Raw genomic sequence first — 23136 nt, 5'->3', positions numbered from 1 at the left:
CAGTGAACGGGATAAACCATGTCTAACCAGCAACACCACAAGCGCATCTACATCGCCGGCCCCATGTCGGGCCTGCCTGACTGCAACCGCCCCGCCTTCCATGCCGAGGCCAACCACCAGCGTGATCGCGGCCATATCCCGCTCAACCCTGCCACCCTCCCCGAGGGCCTGAACCAAGCCGAGTACATGGCCTGCTGCCTGCCCATGGTCATGCTCGCCGACGAACTGGTCATGCTCCCGGGCTGGCGCGATAGCCAGGGCGCCACCGCCGAGTTCCACCTCGCCATGAAGTGCGGCAAAGTCATCCGCCAAGCCGAAGACGGCTTTGCCTGGTACCCCACCAGCCCGGAGGTGGCGGCATGAACCACTACGCCCAAGCGCTGGCCGAACTGCAGGCCCAGCCTGACCACGAGCTCAAGCAGATTGGCGACCAATGGCAGACCCCCAAGGCGCTGGCCTGGGGCCTGTTCCACCAGTTCGCCCCCACCCTGGGGCCGGTGGTGCTCGACATGTTCGCCGACGACTGCAACCACCTGGTGCCGCACTACTACGATGCCGAAGACAACGCCCTCACCCAGGAGCTGGCCGCCGACCTGCGCCGCCTCGGTGGAGCTGCCTACGCCAACCCGCCCTACTCGCGCCCCTGCACGGATAGCGAGGGGAACCCCATCACCGGGATGGAGGCCATCCTCAACTACTGCCGCGAGCAACGGGCGCTGGGCGCCAAGATCATGTTGCTCATCAAGGCTGCCACCAGCGAAACCTGGTGGCCAGAAGATGCCGACTTCATCCAGTTCATCAGCGGTCGCATCGGCTTTGAGGTACCGAGCTGGTACGTGCCTCGCGATCCCAAAAAGGACAAGCCCAGCTCTAGCGGCTTCGCCTCAGCCGTGGTGATCTTCGACGCTGGCTGGCAGGGCGAGCGACGCCCCGAGGCACGCCTGCGCCGTGACGACCTCATCACCACCGGTCAGATCATCCTCGATATGATCCACCGCCAGGCGGTGACCCTTATCGAGGAGGCCGAGTACTCCCTCGCGAAGACCCGTCAGGGCCATGTTCCCGACGCCGGGAAAATGGTCGAGCCTAACCATATCGGCGACACCAACAACATGGTTGCCCAGACCGCGTTGGAGCCAGCGATGATGCAGGAGCAACCCGCGGTAGCCGAGCCAGCAGCATGGGAGCCACCAGTGGCCAGCGATGAGGCAACCAACGCCGCAGCTGCCAGCGAGCTGGCAATGCTGGAGCAGACGATCCCCACCAGTGCGAGCACCAAGCTGGCCGAACTGGGCTATGCCGATGCCAGCAGCATCATGGCCAAGCAGATTGGGCGCGTTTATCTCGGCGAAGAGCAACAGGATACGGTCAGGGGCTATGTGCAGGGTTGGCTGGACGAGCCTTATCCGCTCTCCGAGATCTTCTATCGGCTCGAGCTGGCCGCCGCCAACCTGCTGGCCGGTCAGCCTATCCACCAGGGCTTTGTCATGGAAGATAACCGCGCCCCACCCTGCCCCGCTGGCAGCGTCACCCAGCAGTGAAGGCGATCATCTACCAGATCGACGATGCCGACATCCTGACCCCAGCCAAGACTGCAGAGCTGGCCGCCTGGATCATCGACAACCTGACGGCCCCCGGCGATCTGCTGACGCTGGCCACCGCCAAGGCCGCCGAGCTGCTGGCCCAAAGCGCCGAGCCCACCAGCCCCGAGCCAGACCATGCCGAGCAGCAGCTCGATATGGTCGATGTTCCGGGACAAGAACCGGATGCCCACCAGGTGGCCGAGGAGTTCAGCACCAAACCGCTCGAGGACTGGGCCTTCGACTACCAGAACGACCAGCTCAATCTGGGCGGCGCCGAGTGGTCGTGCTTTGTCGCCGTGCTGACCGTGCTCTACGGCATCAAGGAGACCTACAGCGCCCGCGAGGTGGCCATCGCCATCTCGGTCAGCGACGAGCAGCTGATGGACGAATACACCACTCTGGACGAGGAGACCAAGGAGCAGCTGCGTCAGTGCGTCGCCATACTGGCACTCGTCGAGCGGCAGGCCCCTGCTATCACCGACTCGCAGCGTCAGGCTGGCGTGGCCGCCCTGCTGCAGGCCATCGAGGACAACCCCAAGATCCGCCGCCTCGACCGACAACGCATCCTGATAAACGCCATCACCCAGCAAGACGAGGTCGCAGCATGATCAAACGCACTGGTTTAACAGAGGAACAAAGCGCCAATAGTTTCAGCGATGAAGATCTGGTGGGAATGGTGTGCGGCAACAACCCACAGGCAAACGCATACCGTGAGCTGTTGGCATCAAGGCAAAGCCTGCTCGACTGCAAGCAACGGATCCAGCAGCTCCTTGCAGAGCGCAACAGCACCGGCCTTGCCATCGACAAGGCCATCCTCTCCGGCATCGTGCCAGAACAGCACCCTCTACGATCACGCCTTGAGCTGCTGGCCAACCACCACAAGCGCGAGCAGGCGCTGGCGGAGTTGTTGCGGCGTGCGCGCAGGTACGTTTCTCCGCTATCGTGCCCTGAGTCTGAAATACAGATCGTGCAGTCGATAGTGTCCAGCATCGACTCCGTGCTGGCTGGCCAGTTGCCGGATCCTGCTGTGACCGTAACCGAAACCATTCGCACTGCGCCGGAGCGGATCTGGTTGCAGGTTGGCGATCAGCTCCACTACCACAGCGAGCCGTTCCCATCAGATACCAGCGAAGTGAGCTGGTGCGCTAATTCGGTGATGGCCTGCGAGGTGCCCTATGTGCGGGCGGATCTGCTCACCCTCAGAGGCCATCCCGAGCAGTTTCTCGAAATGGTGAAGAAGATGAAAAAATGACCAAGCAGCAAACGGCCGGAATCACCATCCTGGCACTCAACACACTGGCCGCGCTCGTTGCGCTGGCACTGTTATAGGAGTGGGCGCATGAGCATCATTCAGGAGGTTGCCGAGTGGGTTCATGCCCGAACCGATGGCGCCATCAGCGCAGAGGTGGCTGCGGCCTTCTCCCTCACGGTCAGCAAGGCCAGCATCGTGATGGGCCAGATACACAGGGAGGCCCGCTTCACCACCCGGGTTGAGCACTTTTGCATGGTCGGGGAGAACGGCAGAGGGCGGCACACTCGCCGCCTCTTCGTGGACCAAGTGCGGGATCCGCAATGGCACAAGACGCCAGTGATCGGCATCAACGACGAGCAGCAGATTGTGAGGTTCGACAGCATTGTCGAGGCGGAACGAACAGGCGGGTTTGTGCGGGTCAGCATCACCCGGTGCCTGAACAACTCTCAGGCGACCCACGGCGGCTATCGCTGGGCGGTCGCATCAAGCGAACAGAATGGTTAGAGGAAAACACGACATGAACGAAAGAATTCTCACCTGTGTGTATTGTGGCCACGAATATCCGCAGGATACCCCGGCACATGGCAGCCAAGTCCTGACCGATCACATCAAAGTGTGCAAGGCGCATCCGCTGCGAAAGGCCGAGGCTGACATTGCCTTGCTGCGCTCGGCGCTGGCTGGCTTGATCGGTGTTAACACCGAGGCCGAGTTGCGCCAGATGGAGGGGGTTATGCGATCCCTTCCTGCTCCTGATGCGGACAAGGCGGTATCAATCAACGCAATCCATGCCCTGCTTGCAACCATCACGAACAGCTGACCGTCCAGAGGAAATCACGACATGAACGATAAAGCCGAGCGGTATCAGGGCGACACCGTGGTATTCGATACCGAAACCCTGGCCATGGACAAGAAGGCGGTGGTGCTCACTCTCTCTGCCGTCCGCTTCAACAAGCACGATGCCGAGGTGGGGATCACCATCGACAATGGCCGCCTCTCCACCGAGGGCGAGAACGTCCTGCACCTCAAGCTGAATGTGACCGAGCAGTTGCTGGCGGGTCGCACCGTTGACCCGGGGACGGTGGCTTGGTGGAACAAGCAGGGTAAAGAGGCCCGTGACGGTATCATCAACGGCAGCAATACCCCGGTGCGGGAGGCGCTGATCCTGCTCTCCTATTTCATGAAGGGAGCACAGCCCTTTGCCCGCGGCACCGACTTTGATCCGCCGATTCTGGTCTCCCTGTTCGAGGACTTCAGCCTGCCGGTTCCATGGAAATACAACCAGGTGCGGGATGTACGGACCTACATCGATGCGCTATCTGGTGGCAGCAAGGGGTATCTGGATGAGTGGCAAAAGCCAGACTGGTTCGTCCCCCATCACTCACTTCATGACTGTATCCGGGATGCCGAACAGATGCAGCTGGCAGAAGGACAAGTGTCGCGGGGTAATGAATGAAAGGCATCAACAAAGTCATCCTGATCGGCAACCTGGGTCAGGATCCTGAAATCAGATACACCTCGGGTGGCATGGCGATCGCCACCCTCTCTCTGGCCACCAGCGAAAGCTGGCGCGACAAGCAGACCGGCGAGCAGAAGGAACGTACCGAGTGGCACCGGGTGGTGCTTGTGGGCAAGCTGGCCGAAGTGGCGGGCCAGTACCTGAAGAAGGGTTCACAGGTCTATGTGGAAGGGAAACTGCAGACCCGCAAGTGGCAGGACCAAAGCGGTCAGGACCGCTACACCACCGAGGTGCAGGTCGACAGCTTCAGCGGCGTGATGCAGATGCTGGGCCGCTCAGGGCAAAGTAATCAGGCGCCTCAGCCACCGCGCCAGCAACAAAGCAAATCGGCAGCGAAACCGGCTGCCAATCCGAATCAAGGTGGTTATAACGAGCCACCCATCGATTACGACGACGATCTGCCGTTCTAGATCACCGGGGGACACATGTTAGAACCCATTGAAAAAATTGAGCAGAAAGAGCTGATGGTCATGCTGGGAAAAGGGCGCACAGCGCTGTATCACCTGCGCATGAGGGATACCACCTTTCCCAAACCCATCGACCACCAGCCACTGCGCTGGATCAAATCACACATCATGGCCTGGATTGACAGCCACAACCGGATCAGTGGCAACGCCTAGCTCCCGCTGGATCACTGTCCACCAGCGCTCATAGGCAGCCGCTTGATCCTCAAGCCAGTCATGTTTGTTGTAAACAGCCATCACGCCAAGCAGGGTGTGCCCCAGCATCACTTCGGTGATATGGGGCGACACCCCCATTTCCGATAACCGGGTCGACAGCGTTCGACGAGCATCATGAATCCGCCAATGGGGGATCCCCAGGCTGCTGCGCAAGCGGCTCACCAACCGATTGCACGAGTGGATCTCCAACGGCCCATTCCCCTCCCCTTGCCCAGGGAACAGATAGACCGGGTCCACCGACGCCATGGAGGCTCGTTCGAACAATTGCTTGCCCACCGATGTGATCGGGCGGCGGATAGGCCGGCCCGTCTTGCTGATCTCCGCCGGCACGGTCCAGACCATAGACTCGAAATCCAGGTCCTGACGCTTGAGCGTTCTGGCCTCGGAAAGCCTGCACCCATAGACCAGGCAGAGCAGATGAATCACCTTGTTGCTGGTGCCAGCCCGGCTGGCCTCGATGGCCCGCCAGATCTTCGCAACCTCTGGCACCGTCAACACCCGGTGACCGGTCTTAGCGGGAGCGCCAACATCCCTGGCCCGCAGACTCATCATGTTGGGCATATAGATCGTGCCGCGGCGAGCATGCCAGTTGAAGCACGCCTTCAATGCAGTGATCACAGCCCGGGTTACCCCTGGTGCCCGCTCACTGATGGTATCGAAATAGCTCAACCACATGTCCATGGTGATCTGGTTGATTGGCCGGTCTGGCAAGCGGTTCTTCACTGACGAGAAGGTATAGCGATAGTATTTCTGGGTGCCTTCTCGGCACTCCCGCATCACGTACTTCTCGAACCACTCATCAAACAAGGCTGCAGGCGTAGGCTCGTCGCCCGAGGCACTGATCGGCGCAACACCGCTTTTGAGCTCATCGGCCTTTATCCGGGCCTCTCGCAAGGTCAGAGCCGGGTACCGACCAAGAGAGGTCCGAACCCGCTTCCCGTCGACTACATGCCGAACTTGGAACGCAACCACCCCCTTCGGTGAGACCCGGACACTCAACCCATCACCGTCGCTCACTTCGCTCGGGCCAGCATATGGTTTACCATTCACCCCTCGAAGCCAGCTATCTGATAACGCCATTGCTACCCCATTAAAATTATGTACCACTCTCATGGGGTGTTTTGTACCAGATAATGTACCAGCAGGCCATTGAACAACGTCAGGTTTGGGTGAACGATGAAAGTGTCTTCGGAATTTGCACCTCACCAGAACAGCACTAAACCCTGAAAAATCAATCAGAAGCGCGAACACACAAGAACACATGAGCACATCAGCGAAGCAGACCACCCAGCCCACTTACTACTTCCACGACTACGAGACCTTCGGCATCAGTCCGGCCAAAGACAGGCCGTCGCAGTTTGCGGGCATTCGCACCGACGCGGATTTCAACGTCATCGGCGAGCCGCTGGTGATTTACTGCAAGCCGCCGGCGGATTACCTGCCGGAGCCGGAAGCCTGCCTCATCACCGGCATCACGCCGCAAAAGGCGATGAAGGACGGACTGTGCGAGGCGGACTTCATCCGCCAGATCCACGCAGAGTTCGCCACCCCGGGCACCTGCGTGCTCGGCTACAACAGCATCCGCTTCGATGACGAGGTGACCCGCTACACCCTCTATCGCAACTTCTATGACCCCTATGCCTACGCCTGGCAGAACGGCAACTCCCGCTGGGACATCCTCGACATGCTGCGGGCCTGCTACGCCCTGCGCCCGCAGGGGATAGAGTGGGCCTTCGATGAAGAGGGCAAGCCGAGCTTCAGGCTGGAGAAGCTGACGGTGGCCAACGGCGTGGCCCACGCCAACGCCCACGATGCGCTCTCGGATGTGCTGGCCACCATCGAGATGACCAGGCTGGTGAAAAAAGCCCAGCCCAAGCTCTTCGAGTACCTCTTTGATCTTCGCAACAAGAACAAGGTGAAGGCCCTCATCGACGTGGTGACCATGAAACCCCTGGTGCACGTCTCCGGCATGTTCTCCCCCTGGCAGGGGTGTGCGAGCTGGGTGTCGCCGCTCGCCTGGCATCCCACCAACCAGAACGCGGTGATCATGGTGGATCTGACCCGTGACCCGACTCCGCTCATCGAGCTCTCCTGCGAGGAGATCCGCGAGCGCCTCTACACCAAAAAAGAGGAGCTGGGGGATCTGGCCGGCATTCCGGTCAAACTGGTGCACATCAACAAGTGCCCGGTGCTGGCCCCGGCCGCCACCCTGACGCCGGAGCGGGCGGACGAACTGGGCATCAATCGGGCTCAGTGCCGCAAGAGCCTGGATCTGCTGCGGGCCCACCCCGAGGTGCGGGAAAAACTGGTGGAGGTGTTCAACCAGGAGTTTGCCGGCAGCACCGACGGCGACCCCGACACCCAGCTCTACGCCGGCTTCTTCGGCCACGGCGACAAGTCCACCATGGATCTGGTGCGCGCCACCCCGGCGGATCTGCTGGGGGAGCGGGAGTTTGCCTTCACGGATCCCCGTCTGCCCGAGATGCTGTTCCGTTACCGCGCCCGCAACTGGCCTCACACCTTGAGCGAAGCGGAGCAGAAGCGCTGGCGCCTGCACTGCAGCGACTACTTCAGCCGCCGCCTGCCGGATTATGTGCCGCGCCTGGAAGCCCTGGCGGAACAGAACCAGGGGAACGAACGGAACTTTGCGATTCTAAAGAGTCTCTATCACTACCTTGAAAATCTGTGAGATGTGAGCCGTTTCACAGTTAAAAACCGATGCGTTTCCCTGGCTCGCGACATAATGGGCAGGGAGCCCAAGCTCCTGATAGTGTGAATATTTAGATACGCTGACGGCATGGATGCCGTGCTTTCGACTGTTGGGGAACTCTCGTTTTATGCGTTCAGCTCTGCCTGCTTTGACACTCGTCGCCTGTGCCCTGCTGCCCCAGGCCGCCCTCGCTGGCGCCCGGTTCGAGGTGCCAGACTACCTCTTGCGCCTGCCGGAGCAGACCTACCGGCTCATCGAGCGCAATTTCAGCACCCTCTACCAGCAGACCGACTTCACCCCGCAAATCACCAACAGCTATTTCAACCACTCGGATCTCTACCGCTTCGCCGGCATTCCCCTGGCCATCACGCCGCAAAACGGCTTCCAGATGGAGGTGTTCGGCCAGCTCTACAACAAGTCGTCCCAGATCTATGCCCAGATGAGCCAGGATCTCTCCCTCTATCGCACCCTGCGGGTGGACATGATGGGGGATCAGAGCGACGAGATCGCCATCGGCATGGGGCTCGGCATCCCCCTGACAACCCGCCTCACCGTCAAGGCGCTCGCCTCCAGCAACGAGATCCCGGGCTATGGCTCCGCCAATTACGCCATCGGGATGGAGTGGCACTTCTAGAGACCATTTCGCCACGTAAAAAAGGCTCCCGAGGGAGCCTTTTTGCAGTGCAACGCCATCAGGGGTAGCGGATCACCGCCCCCTGCCCCCCTTGCAGCACCAGGGTGCTCCCCAGGGGCGTCTCGTCCCAGAAGTCCGTGCCCCCCGGCGCCAACGGGAACTCGCAGGGGTGCTCCCCCCAGTTGAACAGGCAGAGCAGCTCGCCGCCCCCGGGCAGCGCCACCCGCCCGCGCTCGAATGCCATCCCCTCGAAGCGGGCCGCCGGGGTGCGCGCGGCGCACAGGGCCAGCAGCTTGCCAAGGCGCGCCCCTTGCGCCTCGTCCAGATCCTGCAATCTGTCCCCCGCCAGTACCATGCCACCGCTCGCCACCAGGGCGGCCAGGTGGAAGTCGTACTCGGCGCGGCTCCCGTGCTGGCCCGGAATATCCCGCAGGCAGACGCAGTCGGGGTCCAGCACCCAGAGCCGCTCGTGCTGCCAGGCGCGGCAGAAGGCTTCTCGCGCTATCTGGCGAAAACGGGGGCCCTGGCGCTCCACGTCATCGCTCACCCGCATGCCGTGCACCAGGCCGAGGCTCGGCCACAGCGGCGCATTGCAGCCGAGCAGGAAAGCCCCCTCCCCGGCACCGCGCAGGATGGCGGCCATGCCGCGCCGATAGGCCTCCACCCGGGTGGCGGCGGGGTCGTGGAAGCGACCACCGTGGATGGCCCCCCAGAAGTTGGCATCGAGCTTGAAGTAGTGAATGCTCCACTGGGTACGCAGGGTGCGAAATACCTGCTCCAGGTGCGTCTGCACCTCGGGGTGGGTGCCATCCAGCACGTACCAGGGGGTGCAGCGCCAGCCCCCGTAGGTGACCCGCTCCGAGGGGAGCGGCAGGCCATCCTCCCCTTTCACGAACCAGTCAGGGTGATCCTGGAACACTTGCGAGCCGGGCTCGGCGATAAAGGGGGCGACCCAGAGCGCAGGCTCGCAACCGGCGGCGCGGATCTCCCCTGCCAGGGCCGCCACCCCCTCCTCGAACTTGGCGGAAGGGGTGAGCCAGTCCCCCATCCTGGCCTGATAGCCATCGTCTATCTGCACGTAGCGCAGGGCCGGGAAACGCTCGGCCCGCACCGCCAGGTTCTCGCGAATGTCCGCCGCGCTCACGTTCGCGTAGTAGTGATACCAGGAGCACCAGCCGCTCGGGCGCGTGGGCACCTCCCCCACCAGGGAGCCGTGCTCGGCGGCGATATGTTGCGCCAGCGTCGCGAGCAGGGCCTCCCTGTCCGGCCCCTCCAGGCAGATCAGCGCCTCGCTCTGCCAGTACGCACCCGGCGCCAGGGTGCGCCCTTCGGTGTTCATCACGATCTCGAGGCGCCCGTCGGGATGGAGGCGAAATTCCCCGCCAAAGCGCTGGCAGCTCGCAAAGGCCAGCAGCAGCCAGCCCCCCTCCTGCGCCACCAGCAGCAGATTGTGCACCGTGTGGTAGCCATGGTCGGCGGTGATGCGATAGACAGACGCATCGGGGCAGCGGCCCAGGTGCTCGGGGGCATTCCAGCGTCCCCCGGTCTGGGCCAGCATCTGGAACCCCTCTCCGTAGATGGCCGCGTCGGGCGCAAGTCCGAGATCCCCCTCAAACAGCCGCCAGTGGTGGACGGCCTCGGACTGCTTCCCGGTGTTGTCAAGCCTCACCCGGCAAAGCGGCCCCTCCCATTGGCGGGTTTGCAGCAGGGTGTCAGGGAGGGCGGGATCGGCGGGCAGTTGACGCAACCGGGCCAGGAGAGAGGGGGTCGACATGGGAACTCCTTCTTGTGAATGGGGATGAAGCCGGGGCCATTGTATCCCCTGCGGGCCAGTTGACCCTGTTCCCTCCCCCCCGTGCCTGTTAAACTGCGACCTTGCTCACACTTGCCAAGATGAGGCCCCCGTGCTGCTGCAACGCACCCTGCGCTACCTTCGTGATTTTCTGGTCATCATCGCCTGTCTGCTGGCAGGCAAAGCCGTGGCGGCCATCCTGCCCTTCGCCTTCCCCGGCAGCATCATCGGCATGCTGCTGCTGTTCGTGCTGCTCTCCTTGCAGATCGTCCGCTTCTCCTGGGTCGAGCTGGGGGGCGGCCTGCTGCTGCGCCACATGGGGGTGCTGTTCGTGCCGGTGGCGGTGGGCCTGGTGGCCTGGCTCGAGCCCCTGCGCCAATCCTTCGGTCTCATCATGCTCTGCGTCGTGCTCGGCATCGTGCTCATCCTGGGCGCGGTTGGCCACCTCTATCAAAGGATGAACAAGCCATGATCCTCTGGTTTGCCCTGCCCCTCACCTCACCTTACCCTGTCATCACAAGGATGCAGCCATGATCTTCTGGTTGGCCATTCCCCTGACCCTGGCGCTCTATTTCATGACCCGGGCCCTCTACCGCCGCCTGCCCTGGCCCGTCATCAATCCGGTGCTGATCCCCACCGCCGTCATCATCGGCCTGCTGCTCTGGCTCGATCTGCCTCTGGATCAGTACCAGCAGGGGGCCTCGCCCCTGACCGCCCTGCTGGAACCCGCCGTGGTGGCCCTGGCCCTGCCGCTTTACCAGCAGGCACGCCAGATCCGCGACAAGCTCACACCCATCCTGGCCTGTACCCTCACCGCGGTGCTCATCTCGGTCTGCACCACCCTGGGGGTCGGCCACCTGATGGGGGCGGATCCGGCGCTGCTCGCCTCCATCGCCACCAAGTCCATCACCACGCCGCTCGCCATGAGCGTCAGCCAGTCCCTCGGCGGCATTCCCGCCATCGCCGCCGCCGTGGTGGTGGTGGTGGGGATCCTGGGGGCCCTGGCGGGCTATCCCCTGCTCAAGCTGATGCGGGTCACCGACCCCGAGGCCCAGGGGCTCGCCATGGGAGCCTGCGCCCACGCAATCGGCACCGCCGCCTCCGCCGAGCAGGGGGTGACCCAGGGCGCCTTCTCGTCGCTGGCCATGGTGGTGTGCGGTGTGCTGACCGCAGCCATCGCCCCCCTGCTGTTCGCCCTCTACCACTGGCTGACCTGATCCCCGTTGCCATGGCCGCCCCTGCGGCCATGGCCTCTGTGCCCTTTCACCGTTTCCATCCGATACCCTCACCTCCCTGATGCCGGGAGCTGGCGCACAGATTGCGAAAGACAAACGTTTCCTTTACCATCCCCGCCCCTTTGCCCATCAAGGCGTGAGCGCGCTCACACAATTCGCCGCGCTTGCTCCCTACAATGGCCCCCCAATTGGCCTTTGAGGACACAGTATGCATCCCCGCTTTGCCAAGCCATTCGAGACCCTTTCCGCCCCGCTCCAGGCCGCCCTGCTGCCCATGCTGGGGGACGATTTCCAGGCCCGTTTTACCCCGGACCAGGTCGCGACCCTGAAAGCCGCCACCGGGCTGGATGACAGGGCCCTGCGTCTGGCCTTGCTGCCGCTGGCGGCCGCCTGCTCGGTGGCCCCCATCTCCAGGTTCTTCGTCGGCGCCATCGCCTGCGGCCTGAGCGGCACCTGGTACTTTGGCGCCAACATGGAGTTCGCGGGCCAGGGGCTGTTCCACTCGGTCCACGCCGAGCAGTCCGCCATCTCCAACGCCTGGCTGGGTGGCGAGACCGGGATCTCCGAGATCACCGTGAACTACACCCCCTGCGGCCACTGCCGCCAGTTCATGAACGAGCTGAGCACCGCCAAGACCCTGAAGGTCTCCCTGCCGGACGATCTCAGCGAGCTGCAATCCTTCCTGCCCCACTCCTTCGGCCCCGCCGATCTCGAGATTACCGATGCCCTGATGAGCCCCCAGGCCCATGACGAGCTGGTGCTCGAGAGCGACGACCCCCTGTGGCAGGCTGCGCTCGCCGCCGCCCGCCAGAGCTATGCCCCCTACAGCCAGGGCTATGCCGCGGTGGCGCTGCAGTTCGAGGACGGGCGCATCTTCTGCGGCCGCTATGCCGAGAACGCCGCCTTCAACCCGAGCCTGCCGCCGATGCAGATGGCCTGCGCCCACGCGGTGCTGGGTGGCGAGGATCTCGCCACCGTGCGCCGCGCCGTGCTGCTGGAGAGCAAGGATGGCCAGATCAGTCAGCGGGATTCGGCCCAGTCCACCCTGAAGGCCCTGGGTTCAGTCGAGCTTGAGTACAAAGCCGTCTGACCCCGGCATCCGCCAACGGGAAGGGGAGCTGCGGCTCCCCTTCTTGCTCTCTGCGGCTCTCATCCTGCCCCTCACCCTCTTTCTCTGCGCCTCTGGCGCCGTGCATCAGATGCCCACCTGCCCCATGTGAGGGCGGTCTCCCTCCGATGACCTTATTGGCAGACCTCCTCTGCGGTGGCGGGAAGCCCAGGTTAAGGGGTCAATACCCCACCCCGCCCCTTGCGGCCCCCGTGTGTGACCCCAAGATGCATTCGCCCAGCCACTGGGATCACCCCTCTCCATGGATTTTGCAAATACCTTTCCCTGCCTGTTCCCTCGCCGCGGGGCGGCATGGCGGCAGCGGGAAGCATCGGAGAAGGCGTCAATGCCCCACCCTGCCCCTTGCGGCCCCCGTGTGTGACCCCAAGATGCATTTGCCAAGCCACTGGGATCCCGCCTTTCCATGGATTTTGCAAATACCTTTCCCTGCCTGTTCCCCCGACGCGGGGCGGTATGGCGGCAGCGGGAAGCATCGGGTAAGGGGTCAATGCCCCAGCCCCCTGTCGGCTTGCTTCCCCCCTGAAATACAGCGGGGGAGCCACTGGCTCCCCCGCTGTCATTGATGTGGCCCATATGGCGGCACCGACCCCTGTCAGGACTCCCACAGGATGCGCTGGCTGCCGGACCAGCGCTCGCCGATGTCCGCGTATTTTTGTTCCAGCAGGTGGCGGCGGATCTTCATGGTGGGGGTCAGCACCCCGTTCTCGATGTTCCAGGGGCTCTTGACCACCAGGATGCCCCGCAGGCGAGCATGGGATTCCAGCTTGTCGTTGACCCGATTGAGGGCGGCCTCCAGCTGGGCTTCCACCCCGGCTTTGCCCCCCTTCATGGCGCTCTCGGCGAGCTGCACCAGCGCGACCGGCTGCGGCATGCCGTAGCCGATGACGCAGAGCTGCTCGATGATGGGCTCCTGCCCGAGCATCCCCTCGATGGGCACCGGGGCCACGTACTTGCCCTTGGCAGTCTTGAAGACGTCCTTCATGCGGCCGGTGATGGTGAGGTAACCCTCCCTGTCCAGCTTGCCCATGTCACCGGTGTGCAGCCAGCCCTCGGCGTCGATGGCCTCTGCACTGTGTTCGGGATCCTTGTAGTAGCCCACCATCATGCCGTCGCAGCGACAGAGTATCTCCCCCTCGTCGGAGATCTTGATGGTCACCCCGGGCCCGGCCTTGCCGACGGTGCCTATCTTGTCCGCCCGGAACGGGTAGTTGAGGGTGGAGTAGGCGTGGTTCTCGGTCATGCCCCAGGCTTCGGTGATATGGATGCCGATGCTGTGATACCACTCCAGCAGCGCCGGGGCCACCGGCGCCGAGCCGCAGCCCAGCACCCGCGCCTGATCCAGCCCCAGCCCCTTTTGCAGCTTGCTCTTGATGAGGCTGGAGACGAGGGGGATCTTGAGCAGCAGCGCCAGCTTTCTCTGGGGCAGCTTCTCGTGGATCTTGATGCGGAACATGGCCCAGAGCCGCGGTACCGAGATGAAGACGGTGGGACGGCAGCGCTTGACGTCCTCGATGAAGGTGTCGAGGGATTCGGGGAAGGCGATGGTGGCACCGCTGAACAGGCTGCCGCCGTAGATGTAGACCCGCTCGGTGATGTGGGCAAGGGGCAGGTAGGAGAAGCCGCGATCCTCGGCGGTGAGGGAGACCGCCTCCACCAGCTTCTCGCAGGACCAGGCGTAGCGCTCCACGCTCAGCATGGCCCCCTTGGGCTTGCCGGTACTGCCGGAGGTGTAGACCAAGCTCAGCAGGGCATCCGGCGCCTGCACCGGGCTGTCCGGGATGGGGTCGTATTGCGCCAGCAGATCGTCCCACTGGTGGGCGGCCGGCATGGTGTCGTAAGGCAGGGCGATACGCAGCAGATCCCCGGGCACCCCCGCCTCCTGGCTCTTCCAGTCGTCCAGCTTGCCGACGAAGATCGCCCTGGTTTCGCTGTGGCGCAGCACGTATTCGATGGTGTCGACGTTGGCGGTGGGGTAGATGGGCACGCTCACGTATCCCCCCATCTGCATCGCCAGATCGGCGATGAACCACTGGGCGCAGTTCTTGGAGAGCAGGGCCACCTTGTCACCGGGCACCAGGCCCAGGGCACGCAGTGCCGTCACCATGCGCCGCGCCTCGTCGGCGACCTCACCCCAGGTGAAGTCGACGTATTCGCGGTGGATGGTCTGACGCAGGTAGATTCGGTCGGGACACTGCCGCTCCCAGTGATAGAGCATCTCGAGCGGCAGTCTGGTGGCAATGCGTGAGGTGGAGGCCATGGTTTAATCCCTGAAACAAAAGGCGAGCCTCATTATTAACCTTTTGATAACACTCAGGGAAGCAGATTACTTAAACTTGTGTTTGAACTGCGAATGGGATCAAGCTTCCGCCTGGGCCTGCAGACGCTTCCACATCTTCTGCACCAGCACCTCGTCCTGCTCGGAGAGCTCACCCTGCAAGATGGCCTCGTTCAGGCTGCGCAGCACATAGCTCTTGACGTCCCGCACCAGGGTCTTGCCCTCCAGCTCGGCGCGCGCCACCGCAAGGGAGATGTGCCCTCGCAGATAGCCACCCGCAAACAGCTCGTCTTCGCTGGCCGTGGCGACCATGGCGTCGATCAGTCCCAACAACTTGTGTTCAAAATCGTGAATCGTCATTTAACGCAGCCTCATTTCCGGGGTTGCCGGCAAAAAATTCGGGGAGTGGAACCGCGATCCGGTTGATCGCGGCTCTCTGGCGCCAGGCCAGCCGCATCCTTGATGTCCTATTCCGGGTTGGCCACCGGGTAGATGACCTGATCCTTGTATCCCGTGGTTATGCGCAGATAACCACTCAACGACCGGTTCAGTGCCGGATCGTCGGTGTCCACCAGCAGCGGACGGCCTTTTAGCGCCGCCAGCTTGGCTTTGGTGGCGAGCACCTGGATATGCTCGCGCCCGACGGCCCGGATCACGTCTGGACTCAATTGCTGATTTCCGCGCCCGAACAGATGTCCCTGACCGCCGATCAGGGTGATGATCAGGCGGCAGCGACGGCCGCGGATCCGGGTCAGGATCTCGGCGGCGCTGAGATCCTGCCCGATAAGCCGGCCATTTTCCACCAGATCCACACCGAGCAAGGTATTTTCCAGACCCAGCTCACCCATGCAGGCGGCCACCGTGCTCCCCGACCCCATCAGGTAGAGGGTATCGGGCTCCATCTGCTCCACCACACCAGCGGCAAGATCGGCGAGCACCAGCTCCTCGGACTCCCGTCCCCCCTGCTTGACCGCCTGCACGTAGCGCAGATCCCCGGGCACCAGCAACTGGCCGTAGTGGCGGGCGCGCACCTTGCCGGCGCGAAACGCCTCCTCGTCGATGTCCATCACCTCCGCATCCACCAGGCTCAGGAGCTCCCCTGCGATCATTCTGGCCGCCACCCGGCCACTCGCCGCCGGCGTCACCCCGTAGACCCCGGAGTGGATTTTGCACCCCGCCGGGATGCCGAGCACATGGCAGGACTCCCCCACCGCCGCGCAGATGTCCCGGGCGGTGCCATCGCCACCGGCGAAGAGCAGCAGATCCACCCCGGCATCGCGCAGGGCCAGGGCGGCAGCCCGGGTGTCCTCGGCGCTCGTCTGCGCCCCGGCAGGCCGATGGACGATGCGATGGGGCAACCCCAGCTCGGCGGCGAGGTCGGCCCCCATCTCTTCGGCCACCGTCAGCAGCTCGAAGGGGGTGGTCAGCTCGCACAGGGGCAACAGGGCCTGGCGAGCCCGCTCCCGGGCCTTGGGGACGGCCCCGCGCGCCAGCGCCTCGGCGACCATGCCGTCACTGCCCTTGAGACCGACTGCCCCGCCGATTCCGGCGACGGGGTTGATGATGAGCCCTAATCGAAACATGTTTCCCTCCTGTTGGATCGCCGCCATTTTTATCTTTTCCCGCCACTGGGACAAGCCATGACCCCCTGCTAAAATGCGCGGCTTCTACCTCAATCACTGTTCAACCAAGGTTCAATCATGCTGGAATGGATTGCGGACCCCTCCGCCTGGGTCGCGCTCGCCACCCTGACCCTGCTCGAGATCGTGCTCGGCATCGACAACATCATTTTCATCTCCATCCTGGTGGGTCGCCTGCCGGAAGCCCAGCGCCAGAAAGCGCGCATCCTGGGGCTGGGGCTCGCCATGGGCACCCGCATCCTGCTGCTGCTCTCCCTGGCCTGGGTGATGCGCCTCACCGAGCCCCTCTTCACCGTGCTGGGGGAAGCCATCTCGGGACGGGATCTCATCCTGCTGGTGGGGGGTCTGTTCCTCATCGCCAAGAGCACCCACGAGATCCACCAGAGCCTGGAAGGGGCTGCCGAAGAGGCGGGTGTGGTGAGCAAGACCGCGGGCTTCCTGTCCACCCTGGTGCAGATCGCCATCCTCGACATCATCTTCAGCCTGGACTCCGTCATCACCGCCGTGGGCATGGCGGATCATGTCCCTGTCATGGTGCTGGCCATCATCATCGCCGTCGGCGTCATGATGTTTGCCGCCAAGGCCATCGGCGACTTCGTCGATACCCACCCCACCATCAAGATGCTGGCCCTCTCCTTCCTTATCCTGGTCGGGGTGGCGCTGATGGCCGAAGGGCTGGATCTGCACATTCCCAAGGGTTACATCTACTTCGCCATGGCCTTCTCGCTGGTGGTGGAGATGATCAACATCCGCCTGCGCGGCCACCAGGAGCGGGCCAAGTAAACCGCGACCTGCCGAGAGATGGCCAAACAAAAAGCGCGACCCAGGGTCGCGCTTTTTTATTGCCCCGCCAACGGGGCGCCTTGGGCTCAGAGGGCGTTGCGAGCGGCCACGGCGTCCGCCAGGTTGCGCAGCAGTACCTCGGTATCGGCCCAGCCGATGCAGGCGTCGGTGATGCTCTGGCCGAAGGTGAGTTCGCACCCGTCCACCAGATCCTGACGCCCTTCCACCAGGTGACTCTCCACCATGACGCCGAACACCGCCTTGCTGCCGGCACGCAGCTGACCGGCCACGTCCTCGGCCACCAGCATCTGATTCTTGAACTGCTTGCTGCTGTTGGCGTGGCTGAAGTCGATCATCACTTTCTGGGGCAGACCGGCCTTGTCCAGACCACTCACCACCTCATCCACGTGACGGGCGCTGTAGTTGGGCTCGCGGCCACCGCGCAGGATGATGTGACAGTCCGGGTTGCCGGCGGTCGAGACGATGGCGGAGTGGCCGTACTTGGTCACCGACAGGAAGTGGTGCGGGGCGCTGGCGGCGCCGATGGCGTCGATGGCCACCTTGATGGTGCCGTCGGTGCCGTTCTTGAAGCCCACCGGGCAGGAGAGACCGGAAGCCAGCTCGCGGTGAACCTGGGATTCGGTGGTACGGGCGCCGATGGCACCCCAGCTCATCAGATCCGCCACGTATTGCGGGGTGATCATGTCGAGGAACTCGGAGGCGGTCGGCAGCCCCATGTCGTTGAGATCCAGCAGCAGCTTGCGACCCAGGCGCAGGCCGTCGTTGATCTGGCAGCTGTTGTCGAGGTAGGGATCGTTGATCAGCCCCTTCCAGCCCACTGTGGTACGGGGTTTTTCGAAGTAGACCCGCATCACGATCTCCAGCTGATCTTTCAGCTCGTCGCGCAGCACCTTGAGGCGCTTGCCGTATTCCAGGGCGGCGACCGGATCGTGGATGGAGCAGGGGCCGATCACCACCAGCAGGCGATCATCGTCGCCGGCCAGGATGTTGTGGATGGCCTGACGGGATTCAAACACGGTGGCCGAGGCGGTGTCGGTCGCCGGAAACTTCTCAAGCACCGCAACCGGGGGCAATAACTCTTTGATTTCACTGATACGAACGTCGTCGGTTTGATGCTGCATGACCAAGTTTCCTGCTAGATGACTGCGATAAAGAGATCTCAATCTAGCCCTGTGCCGGGTCGGTGTAAATAGAAAATTACATTCTTCGGCAAGGAATTTTATTATCGCACCTTGCAAGTTTGCATAATGCTGCTAGGAGGCATGAAAAAAGCGGGGGGCAGAGATGAAAAGGCCCGCACGAAGCGGGCCGAAAGGGCTCAGGCCTGACTGACGCTGGCCAGCTTGTCGAAGTAGTCCGGGAAGGTCTTGGAGGTGCAACCCGGATCATTGATGGTGACCGGCGTATCGGAGAGCGCCACCAGGGAGAAGCACATGGCGATGCGGTGATCGTTGTAGGTGTCGATGGCCGCGTGGGTCAGCTGTGCGGGCGGGATCACGGTGATGAAGTCGTGCCCCTCCTCCACTTCCACGCCCAGCTTGCGCAGCTCGGTCGCCATGGCGTGCAGGCGGTCGGTCTCCTTCACCCGCCAGTTGTAGATGTTGCGGATGGTGGTGGTGCCCTCGGCAAACAGCGCCGTGGTGGCGATGGTCATGGCCGCATCCGGGATGTGGTTCATGTCCATGTCGATGCCGTGCAACGGCCCCTGCTCGGCCTCGATGAAGTCATCGCCCCAGGTGATGCGGGCCCCCATCTTCTCCAGTACGTCGGCGAAGTGGATGTCGCCCTGAATGCTGTGCTTGCCGATGCCGGTAACCCGCACCTTGCCCTTGATGGCGCCCGCCGCGAGGAAGTAGGAGGCGCTGGAGGCATCCCCTTCCACCAGGAAGTCCCCCGGGCTGACATAGGTCTGGTTGCCCTTGATGTAGAACACCTTGTAGTCGTCGTGCTCGATGACCACCCCGAACTGCTTCATGATGTGCAGGGTGATGTCGATGTAGGGCTTGGAGACCAGCTCCCCCTTGATGTGGATGCGGGTGTCGCCGGCTGCCATGGGGGCAGCCATCAAAAACGCCGTCAGGAACTGGCTGGAGACGGAACCGTCGATGTGGACATCGCCACCCCAGAGCCCCTTGGCATCCACCACCAGGGGCGGATAGCCATCTTTCTTCAGGTACTGGATGTGGGCACCCGCTTCGCGCAGGGCATCCACCAGATGGCCGATGGGGCGCTCTTCCATGCGCGGCTCGCCGCCCAGGGTGTACTCGCCGGAGCCCAGGCACAGAGCGGCGCACAGGGGGCGCATGGCAGTACCGGCATTGCCGAGGAACAGGTTGACCGGCGCCGAGACCGCGAAGCTGCGACCCAGACCGTGCACGGTGCACTCGGTCTTGTCGGCGGAGAGCTTGTACTTGACGCCGAGCTGGGTCAGCGCCGCCAGCATGTGGCGGATGTCATCGCTGTCGAGCAGGTTGGTCAGCCGGGTGGTGCCCCGGGCCAGGGCCGCCAGCAGCAGAGCCCGGTTAGAGACACTCTTGGAGCCGGGCAGATTGACCACCCCGGCCACGCTAGAAATGGGTTCCAAACGCAACGAATTCATAGACTTCCTGTTCGATCTCAATTAAATCACCTGACCGGACGTTAACAGCCCGCGTCCCCCGCGGCAAGTTCGACAGTGGCACGACCGCGGGAGAGGGCAGCCTGGGTCAGGATGGGTCTGAAAAACAGACGCCGGGGAGTCCCCGGCGTCTGGCAATGGGGAGGCACGCCTCAACCGTGGCGTTTGGCAAAATCATCCATAAAGCTGACCAGGGCCTTGACCCCTTCCAGGGGTATGGCGTTGTAGAGGCTGGCGCGCATGCCACCGACGATGCGGTGTCCCTTGAGGGCCAGCAGACCGGCCGCTTCCGATTCCGCCAGGAACAGCTTGTCCAGAGCCTCGTTCTTCAGCTGGAAGGGCACGTTCATGCGGGAGCGGCAGGCCACATCCACCTTGTTTCCATAGAAGCTCGACTGATCGAGGTAGCCGTAGAGGAAGTCGGCCTTCTCCTTGTTGCGTGCTTCCATCGCCTCGAGGCCGCCCTGTTCTTTCAGCCACTCGAACACCAGACCGGCCAGATACCAGGCGTAGGTGGGGGGCGTGTTGAACATGGAGTCGTTCTTGGCGGTGAGCTGGTAGTCGAAGATGGACGGCACATCGGCGCGGGCTTGGTTCAGCAGGTCATCGCGCACGATGGCGATGGCCAGACCAGAGGGGCCTATGTTCTTCTGGGCACCGGCGTAGAGGATGCCGAAGCGGCTCACGTCGAGGGGACGGGAGAGGATGGTGGAGGAGAGATCCGCCACCAGGGGCACATCGCCGGTGGCCGGGATGTCGAACATCTCGATGCCATCGATGGTTTCGTTCGGGCAGTAGTGCACATAGGCAGCATCGGTGCGAAACGCCGGCGTTGGCAGCAGGTGGGAGACCCCCTGCTCGTTCTTGGCCACCCCCTGGAAGGTCTGGATGTCACCGTATTTCTGGGCTTCATCCACGGCGCTCTGGGCCCAGACGCCGGTCACCAGGTAATCCGCCTTCTTGTTGGCGCCACCCAGCAGGTTCATGGGCACGGCGGAGAACTGGCCGCGGCCACCGCCGTGCATGAAGAGCACCTTGTAGTTGTCCGGCACCGCCAGCAGGTCGCGCAGGTCCGCTTCGGCCTTCTCGGCGACCGCCATATAGGGCTTGCCGCGATGGGAAAGCTCCATGACCGAGGCTCCCAGCCCCTGGAAATTACAAAATTCGCGCTGGGCGCGCTCCATGACTTCAACCGGCAACATGGCGGGGCCGGCGCAGAAGTTGTAAATCTGTTTGCTCATGACGCTTTCCGTGAATGGATGTGTGTGATCGGTGACTCGAACGTTTTTACACGACAGCCCCCCGTGGGGGCAAAGGCTTTTTGGGATCCAGCGCAACCTTTTGCCCCGGCGCCACCGGGCCCCCATCAGACAAAAGCCCTGAACGGGCCAGGGCTTGCAGAGAATATGCATGGAAACGGGGGCAAGACAGCACGGACGGCTTTCTTCGCCCCTTTGTGGCAAATTTACAGCTTGGCAGTGAGCTCCGGCAGCAGGGTGAAGAGATCCCCCACCAGACCGTAGTCCGCCACCTGGAAGATGGGGGCATCGGCGTCCTTGTTGATGGCGACGATCACCTTGGACTCCTTCATCCCCGCCAGATGCTGGATGGCGCCCGAGATGCCCACCGCGATGTAGAGCTCGGGGGCCACCACCTTGCCGGTCTGCCCCACCTGCAGGTCGTTGGAGACATAACCCGCATCCACGGCGGCCCGCGATGCCCCGACGGCAGCCCCCAGCTTGTCCGCCAGAGCGTCGATGAGGGCAAAGTGCTCTTTCGAGCCGAGCGCCCGCCCGCCGGAGACCACCACCCGGGCCGCCCCGAGCTCGGGTCTGGCGGAGCGCACCGCACGCCGCTCGATGAGCCGGGTACGGCAGCGCACCTCGGCCACCGGCAGCGATTCCATTACGGCACGCTCCTCCCCGGACCCGGCCTTGGCGAACGCGGTGGGCCGCACGGTGAGCACCTTGACGGGGGCGCTGCTTGCCACCCGGGCGATGGCGTTGCCCGCATAGATGGGACGCAGGAAAGTGTCGGGCCCCTCGATGCCGGTCACCTCGGCGATCATCTCCACCCCGAGCCTGGCTGCCACCCGCGGCAGCAGATCCTTGCCCTGGCTGCTGGCCGCCATCAGGCAGTGCTGGTAGTCCCTGGCCACCTCGGCGAGCAGTCTGTCGACCCCGTCGTTGAGCCCCTCCGCCAGCATGGGATGTTCCGCCAGCAGCACCCGGTTTACCCCCGTGAGGGCGGCGGCCTGCTCCCCCGCCTCCGTCAGCCCCTGCCCCAGCAGCAAGAGATGCACCTCGCCCCCCAGGCGCCCCGCCGCCGTGACCAGCTGGGCCAGGTTGTCGGCGATCCGCCCCTGATGATGTTCCGCAATCACAAGTACGCTCATGGCAGCACCTTCATGTCATCCATTGATCCCTTGCTCCCCGGGGCCGCTGCCCCATGCATGGCGCTCACGCCTGCGGGAGGCATCCCTCTCATGCCCCTGCCCATCAGAGCACCCGGGCTTCGTGCTTGAGCTTGTCCAGCAGCTCGTCCACCGAGCCCACCCTGATGCCGGCGCTGCGCACCGGCGGCGCCATCACTCCGAGCTGCCGTGTCTGGCCGGCCGGCACCACCCCGAGGGCGGCGAACGGCTGGCTCTCCAGCGGCTTGCGCTTGGCCTTCATGATGTTGGGGAGGGAGGCGAAGCGCGGCTCGTTGAGGCGCAAGTCCACGGTCACCACGGCGGGCAGCGCCATGCCGAGGGTCTCGAGGCCACCGTCTATCTCGCGGGTCACCTGCAATTCCCCCTCCACCAGCCTGATGGCGGAGGCGAAAGTGGCAAGCGGCCAGTCATTGAGGGCGGCGAGCATCTGCCCTACCTGATTGTTGTCAGAGTCGATGGACTGTTTGCCGAGCAGCACCAGATCGGGCTGCTCCTGCCCGCACACCGTTTGCAGGGCCCGGGCCACGGTGAGCGGAGTCAGGGACTCGCCGGTAACATAGTGCAGCGCCCGATCCGCCCCCAGCGCCAGGGCATGGCGCAACTGCTCGGCCGCCGCCTCGGGGCCGAAGGTCACCACCACCAGCTCGGATGCCACGCCGGCTTCCCGCAGCCTGACCCCCTCCTCCACCGCGATTTCACAAAACGGGTTGATGCCCATCTTCACATTGGCGAGCTCCACATCGGAGCCATCCCCCTTGACCCGGATCCTGACGTTGTAATCAACGACCCGTTTGACTGCGACCAGCAGCTTCATGGCGGTCATCCCTCATACCTG

At 63.5% G+C, this 23136-nt stretch carries 25 protein-coding genes; 15 read left to right on the top strand and 10 right to left on the bottom strand.

What is annotated here, in order from left to right; genetic code table 11:
* Positions 1 to 18: 18 nt before the first annotated feature.
* The 8 genes from HKD46_RS07790 (at position 19) to ssb (ending at position 4761) form a co-directional block, all read left to right on the top strand.
* Entirely contained in the window at positions 19 to 363 is a 345-nt protein-coding gene (locus tag HKD46_RS07790; RefSeq protein WP_171865119.1) for a DUF4406 domain-containing protein, read from the top strand.
* A complete protein-coding gene (locus HKD46_RS21315) occupies positions 360 to 1541 on the top strand; it encodes a phage N-6-adenine-methyltransferase (protein WP_235673810.1) in 1182 nt (393 codons plus the stop codon). Before HKD46_RS07790 ends, HKD46_RS21315 begins: the two co-directional genes overlap by 4 nt.
* The gene (locus HKD46_RS07780) at positions 1538 to 2191 is read left to right on the top strand and encodes a hypothetical protein (RefSeq protein ID WP_171865117.1); all 654 of its coding nucleotides are present in this window, start codon (positions 1538 to 1540) and stop codon (positions 2189 to 2191) included. The genes HKD46_RS21315 and HKD46_RS07780 overlap by 4 nt, the downstream gene beginning before the upstream one ends.
* Complete coding sequence (locus HKD46_RS07775) at positions 2188 to 2835, top strand: hypothetical protein (RefSeq protein WP_171865115.1); 648 nt, start codon at positions 2188 to 2190, stop codon at positions 2833 to 2835. The genes HKD46_RS07780 and HKD46_RS07775 overlap by 4 nt, the downstream gene beginning before the upstream one ends.
* A gap of 87 nt (positions 2836 to 2922) precedes the next feature.
* Positions 2923 to 3339, top strand: a complete 417-nt coding sequence (locus HKD46_RS07770; protein WP_161470043.1) for a hypothetical protein — start codon at positions 2923 to 2925, stop codon at positions 3337 to 3339.
* A gap of 13 nt (positions 3340 to 3352) precedes the next feature.
* Positions 3353 to 3652 (top strand): hypothetical protein, encoded by a 300-nt coding sequence (locus HKD46_RS07765; protein WP_041205538.1) that lies wholly within the window; start codon positions 3353 to 3355, stop codon positions 3650 to 3652.
* Between the two features lie 21 nt (positions 3653 to 3673).
* The gene (locus HKD46_RS07760) at positions 3674 to 4288 is read left to right on the top strand and encodes a 3'-5' exonuclease (RefSeq protein WP_171865113.1); all 615 of its coding nucleotides are present in this window, start codon (positions 3674 to 3676) and stop codon (positions 4286 to 4288) included.
* On the top strand, positions 4285 to 4761 hold the full coding sequence (gene ssb / locus HKD46_RS07755; RefSeq protein ID WP_171865111.1) for a single-stranded DNA-binding protein: 477 nt from the start codon (positions 4285 to 4287) through the stop codon (positions 4759 to 4761). The genes HKD46_RS07760 and ssb overlap by 4 nt, the downstream gene beginning before the upstream one ends.
* Positions 4762 to 4917: 156 nt before the next feature.
* Here the strand turns inward: ssb and HKD46_RS07750 are convergent, their stop codons facing one another.
* The gene (locus HKD46_RS07750) at positions 4918 to 6111 is read right to left on the bottom strand and encodes a site-specific integrase (RefSeq protein ID WP_171865109.1); all 1194 of its coding nucleotides are present in this window, start codon (positions 6109 to 6111) and stop codon (positions 4918 to 4920) included.
* A gap of 181 nt (positions 6112 to 6292) precedes the next feature.
* On the opposite strand from HKD46_RS07750, the gene sbcB reads away from it, so the two are divergent.
* The gene (sbcB, locus tag HKD46_RS07745; RefSeq protein WP_171865107.1) at positions 6293 to 7720 is read left to right on the top strand and encodes an exodeoxyribonuclease I; all 1428 of its coding nucleotides are present in this window, start codon (positions 6293 to 6295) and stop codon (positions 7718 to 7720) included.
* Positions 7721 to 7868: 148 nt separating this feature from the next.
* On the top strand, positions 7869 to 8375 hold the full coding sequence (locus HKD46_RS07740; RefSeq protein ID WP_039038881.1) for a hypothetical protein: 507 nt from the start codon (positions 7869 to 7871) through the stop codon (positions 8373 to 8375).
* A 58-nt stretch (positions 8376 to 8433) separates the two neighbouring features.
* On the opposite strand, the gene HKD46_RS07735 is transcribed toward HKD46_RS07740, so the two are convergent.
* Positions 8434 to 10149 (bottom strand): glycoside hydrolase family 36 protein, encoded by a 1716-nt coding sequence (locus tag HKD46_RS07735; protein WP_171865105.1) that lies wholly within the window; start codon positions 10147 to 10149, stop codon positions 8434 to 8436.
* A gap of 130 nt (positions 10150 to 10279) precedes the next feature.
* On the opposite strand from HKD46_RS07735, the gene HKD46_RS07730 reads away from it, so the two are divergent.
* The 4 genes from HKD46_RS07730 to HKD46_RS07715 all read left to right on the top strand — a co-directional run bounded on the left by HKD46_RS07730 (position 10280) and on the right by HKD46_RS07715 (position 12622).
* The gene (locus tag HKD46_RS07730; RefSeq protein WP_010674461.1) at positions 10280 to 10639 is read left to right on the top strand and encodes a CidA/LrgA family protein; all 360 of its coding nucleotides are present in this window, start codon (positions 10280 to 10282) and stop codon (positions 10637 to 10639) included.
* A 58-nt stretch (positions 10640 to 10697) separates the two neighbouring features.
* Positions 10698 to 11384: an LrgB family protein gene (locus HKD46_RS07725; protein WP_151027702.1), complete on the top strand. Its 687-nt coding sequence runs from the start codon at positions 10698 to 10700 to the stop codon at positions 11382 to 11384.
* A gap of 226 nt (positions 11385 to 11610) precedes the next feature.
* Entirely contained in the window at positions 11611 to 12492 is an 882-nt protein-coding gene (gene cdd / locus HKD46_RS07720; protein WP_010674459.1) for a cytidine deaminase, read from the top strand.
* Positions 12473 to 12622, top strand: coding sequence for a hypothetical protein (locus HKD46_RS07715; protein WP_171865084.1), 150 nt, complete (start codon positions 12473 to 12475; stop codon positions 12620 to 12622). Before cdd ends, HKD46_RS07715 begins: the two co-directional genes overlap by 20 nt.
* Before the next feature lie 501 nt (positions 12623 to 13123).
* On the opposite strand, the gene HKD46_RS07710 is transcribed toward HKD46_RS07715, so the two are convergent.
* The 3 genes from HKD46_RS07710 to HKD46_RS07700 form a co-directional block, all read right to left on the bottom strand.
* Positions 13124 to 14788, bottom strand: coding sequence for an AMP-binding protein (locus HKD46_RS07710; RefSeq protein WP_171865103.1), 1665 nt, complete (start codon positions 14786 to 14788; stop codon positions 13124 to 13126).
* A 99-nt stretch (positions 14789 to 14887) separates the two neighbouring features.
* Positions 14888 to 15166 (bottom strand): YfcL family protein, encoded by a 279-nt coding sequence (locus HKD46_RS07705; protein WP_171865101.1) that lies wholly within the window; start codon positions 15164 to 15166, stop codon positions 14888 to 14890.
* A gap of 107 nt (positions 15167 to 15273) precedes the next feature.
* The gene (locus tag HKD46_RS07700; RefSeq protein WP_171865099.1) at positions 15274 to 16389 is read right to left on the bottom strand and encodes an ATP-NAD kinase family protein; all 1116 of its coding nucleotides are present in this window, start codon (positions 16387 to 16389) and stop codon (positions 15274 to 15276) included.
* Positions 16390 to 16506: 117 nt separating this feature from the next.
* Between HKD46_RS07700 and HKD46_RS07695 the strand changes: the two genes are divergently transcribed.
* The gene (locus HKD46_RS07695; RefSeq protein WP_010674455.1) at positions 16507 to 17229 is read left to right on the top strand and encodes a TerC family protein; all 723 of its coding nucleotides are present in this window, start codon (positions 16507 to 16509) and stop codon (positions 17227 to 17229) included.
* An 86-nt stretch (positions 17230 to 17315) separates the two neighbouring features.
* On the opposite strand, the gene aroG is transcribed toward HKD46_RS07695, so the two are convergent.
* The 5 genes from aroG to HKD46_RS07670 all read right to left on the bottom strand — a co-directional run bounded on the left by aroG (position 17316) and on the right by HKD46_RS07670 (position 23115).
* A complete protein-coding gene (gene aroG / locus HKD46_RS07690; RefSeq protein WP_041212942.1) occupies positions 17316 to 18371 on the bottom strand; it encodes a 3-deoxy-7-phosphoheptulonate synthase AroG in 1056 nt (351 codons plus the stop codon).
* 197 nt (positions 18372 to 18568) lie between these two features.
* Positions 18569 to 19849 carry a 3-phosphoshikimate 1-carboxyvinyltransferase gene (gene aroA, locus HKD46_RS07685; protein ID WP_041212941.1) on the bottom strand — a complete coding sequence of 427 codons (1281 nt, stop codon included), beginning with the start codon at positions 19847 to 19849 and terminating at the stop codon, positions 18569 to 18571.
* Positions 19850 to 20019: 170 nt separating this feature from the next.
* On the bottom strand, positions 20020 to 21108 hold the full coding sequence (gene serC, locus HKD46_RS07680; RefSeq protein WP_161646488.1) for a 3-phosphoserine/phosphohydroxythreonine transaminase: 1089 nt from the start codon (positions 21106 to 21108) through the stop codon (positions 20020 to 20022).
* 224 nt (positions 21109 to 21332) lie between these two features.
* The gene (locus tag HKD46_RS07675; protein ID WP_161469563.1) at positions 21333 to 22262 is read right to left on the bottom strand and encodes an electron transfer flavoprotein subunit alpha/FixB family protein; all 930 of its coding nucleotides are present in this window, start codon (positions 22260 to 22262) and stop codon (positions 21333 to 21335) included.
* A gap of 103 nt (positions 22263 to 22365) precedes the next feature.
* Entirely contained in the window at positions 22366 to 23115 is a 750-nt protein-coding gene (locus HKD46_RS07670; RefSeq protein WP_161469562.1) for an electron transfer flavoprotein subunit beta/FixA family protein, read from the bottom strand.
* Between the last annotated feature and the right edge of the window lie 21 nt (positions 23116 to 23136).

This window comes from Aeromonas sp. TW 6, assembly GCF_013168745.1.
In the GTDB taxonomy this organism is placed as follows: domain Bacteria; phylum Pseudomonadota; class Gammaproteobacteria; order Enterobacterales; family Aeromonadaceae; genus Aeromonas; species Aeromonas caviae.
Note: the sequence above shows the minus strand (reverse complement) of the source record. Positions and strands in the feature narration are given on the sequence as shown.

Bases quoted from the DNA above. Each gene is read 5' to 3' on its own strand.
- HKD46_RS07790 (WP_171865119.1), top strand. From the start codon at position 19: ATGTCTAACCAGCAACACCACAAGCGCATCTACATCGCCGGCCCCATG.
- HKD46_RS21315 (WP_235673810.1), top strand. From the start codon at position 360: ATGAACCACTACGCCCAAGCGCTGGCCGAACTGCAGGCCCAGCCTGAC.
- HKD46_RS07775 (WP_171865115.1), top strand. From the start codon at position 2,188: ATGATCAAACGCACTGGTTTAACAGAGGAACAAAGCGCCAATAGTTTC.
- HKD46_RS07770 (WP_161470043.1), top strand. From the start codon at position 2,923: ATGAGCATCATTCAGGAGGTTGCCGAGTGGGTTCATGCCCGAACCGAT.
- HKD46_RS07765 (WP_041205538.1), top strand. From the start codon at position 3,353: ATGAACGAAAGAATTCTCACCTGTGTGTATTGTGGCCACGAATATCCG.
- HKD46_RS07760 (WP_171865113.1), top strand. From the start codon at position 3,674: ATGAACGATAAAGCCGAGCGGTATCAGGGCGACACCGTGGTATTCGAT.
- ssb (WP_171865111.1), top strand. From the start codon at position 4,285: ATGAAAGGCATCAACAAAGTCATCCTGATCGGCAACCTGGGTCAGGAT.
- HKD46_RS07750 (WP_171865109.1), bottom strand. From the start codon at position 6,111: ATGGCGTTATCAGATAGCTGGCTTCGAGGGGTGAATGGTAAACCATAT.
- sbcB (WP_171865107.1), top strand. From the start codon at position 6,293: ATGAGCACATCAGCGAAGCAGACCACCCAGCCCACTTACTACTTCCAC.
- HKD46_RS07740 (WP_039038881.1), top strand. From the start codon at position 7,869: ATGCGTTCAGCTCTGCCTGCTTTGACACTCGTCGCCTGTGCCCTGCTG.
- HKD46_RS07735 (WP_171865105.1), bottom strand. From the start codon at position 10,149: ATGTCGACCCCCTCTCTCCTGGCCCGGTTGCGTCAACTGCCCGCCGAT.
- HKD46_RS07725 (WP_151027702.1), top strand. From the start codon at position 10,698: ATGATCTTCTGGTTGGCCATTCCCCTGACCCTGGCGCTCTATTTCATG.
- cdd (WP_010674459.1), top strand. From the start codon at position 11,611: ATGCATCCCCGCTTTGCCAAGCCATTCGAGACCCTTTCCGCCCCGCTC.
- HKD46_RS07710 (WP_171865103.1), bottom strand. From the start codon at position 14,788: ATGGCCTCCACCTCACGCATTGCCACCAGACTGCCGCTCGAGATGCTC.
- HKD46_RS07705 (WP_171865101.1), bottom strand. From the start codon at position 15,166: ATGACGATTCACGATTTTGAACACAAGTTGTTGGGACTGATCGACGCC.
- HKD46_RS07700 (WP_171865099.1), bottom strand. From the start codon at position 16,389: ATGTTTCGATTAGGGCTCATCATCAACCCCGTCGCCGGAATCGGCGGG.
- HKD46_RS07695 (WP_010674455.1), top strand. From the start codon at position 16,507: ATGCTGGAATGGATTGCGGACCCCTCCGCCTGGGTCGCGCTCGCCACC.
- aroG (WP_041212942.1), bottom strand. From the start codon at position 18,371: ATGCAGCATCAAACCGACGACGTTCGTATCAGTGAAATCAAAGAGTTA.
- aroA (WP_041212941.1), bottom strand. From the start codon at position 19,849: ATGAATTCGTTGCGTTTGGAACCCATTTCTAGCGTGGCCGGGGTGGTC.
- serC (WP_161646488.1), bottom strand. From the start codon at position 21,108: ATGAGCAAACAGATTTACAACTTCTGCGCCGGCCCCGCCATGTTGCCG.
- HKD46_RS07675 (WP_161469563.1), bottom strand. From the start codon at position 22,262: ATGAGCGTACTTGTGATTGCGGAACATCATCAGGGGCGGATCGCCGAC.
- HKD46_RS07670 (WP_161469562.1), bottom strand. From the start codon at position 23,115: ATGAAGCTGCTGGTCGCAGTCAAACGGGTCGTTGATTACAACGTCAGG.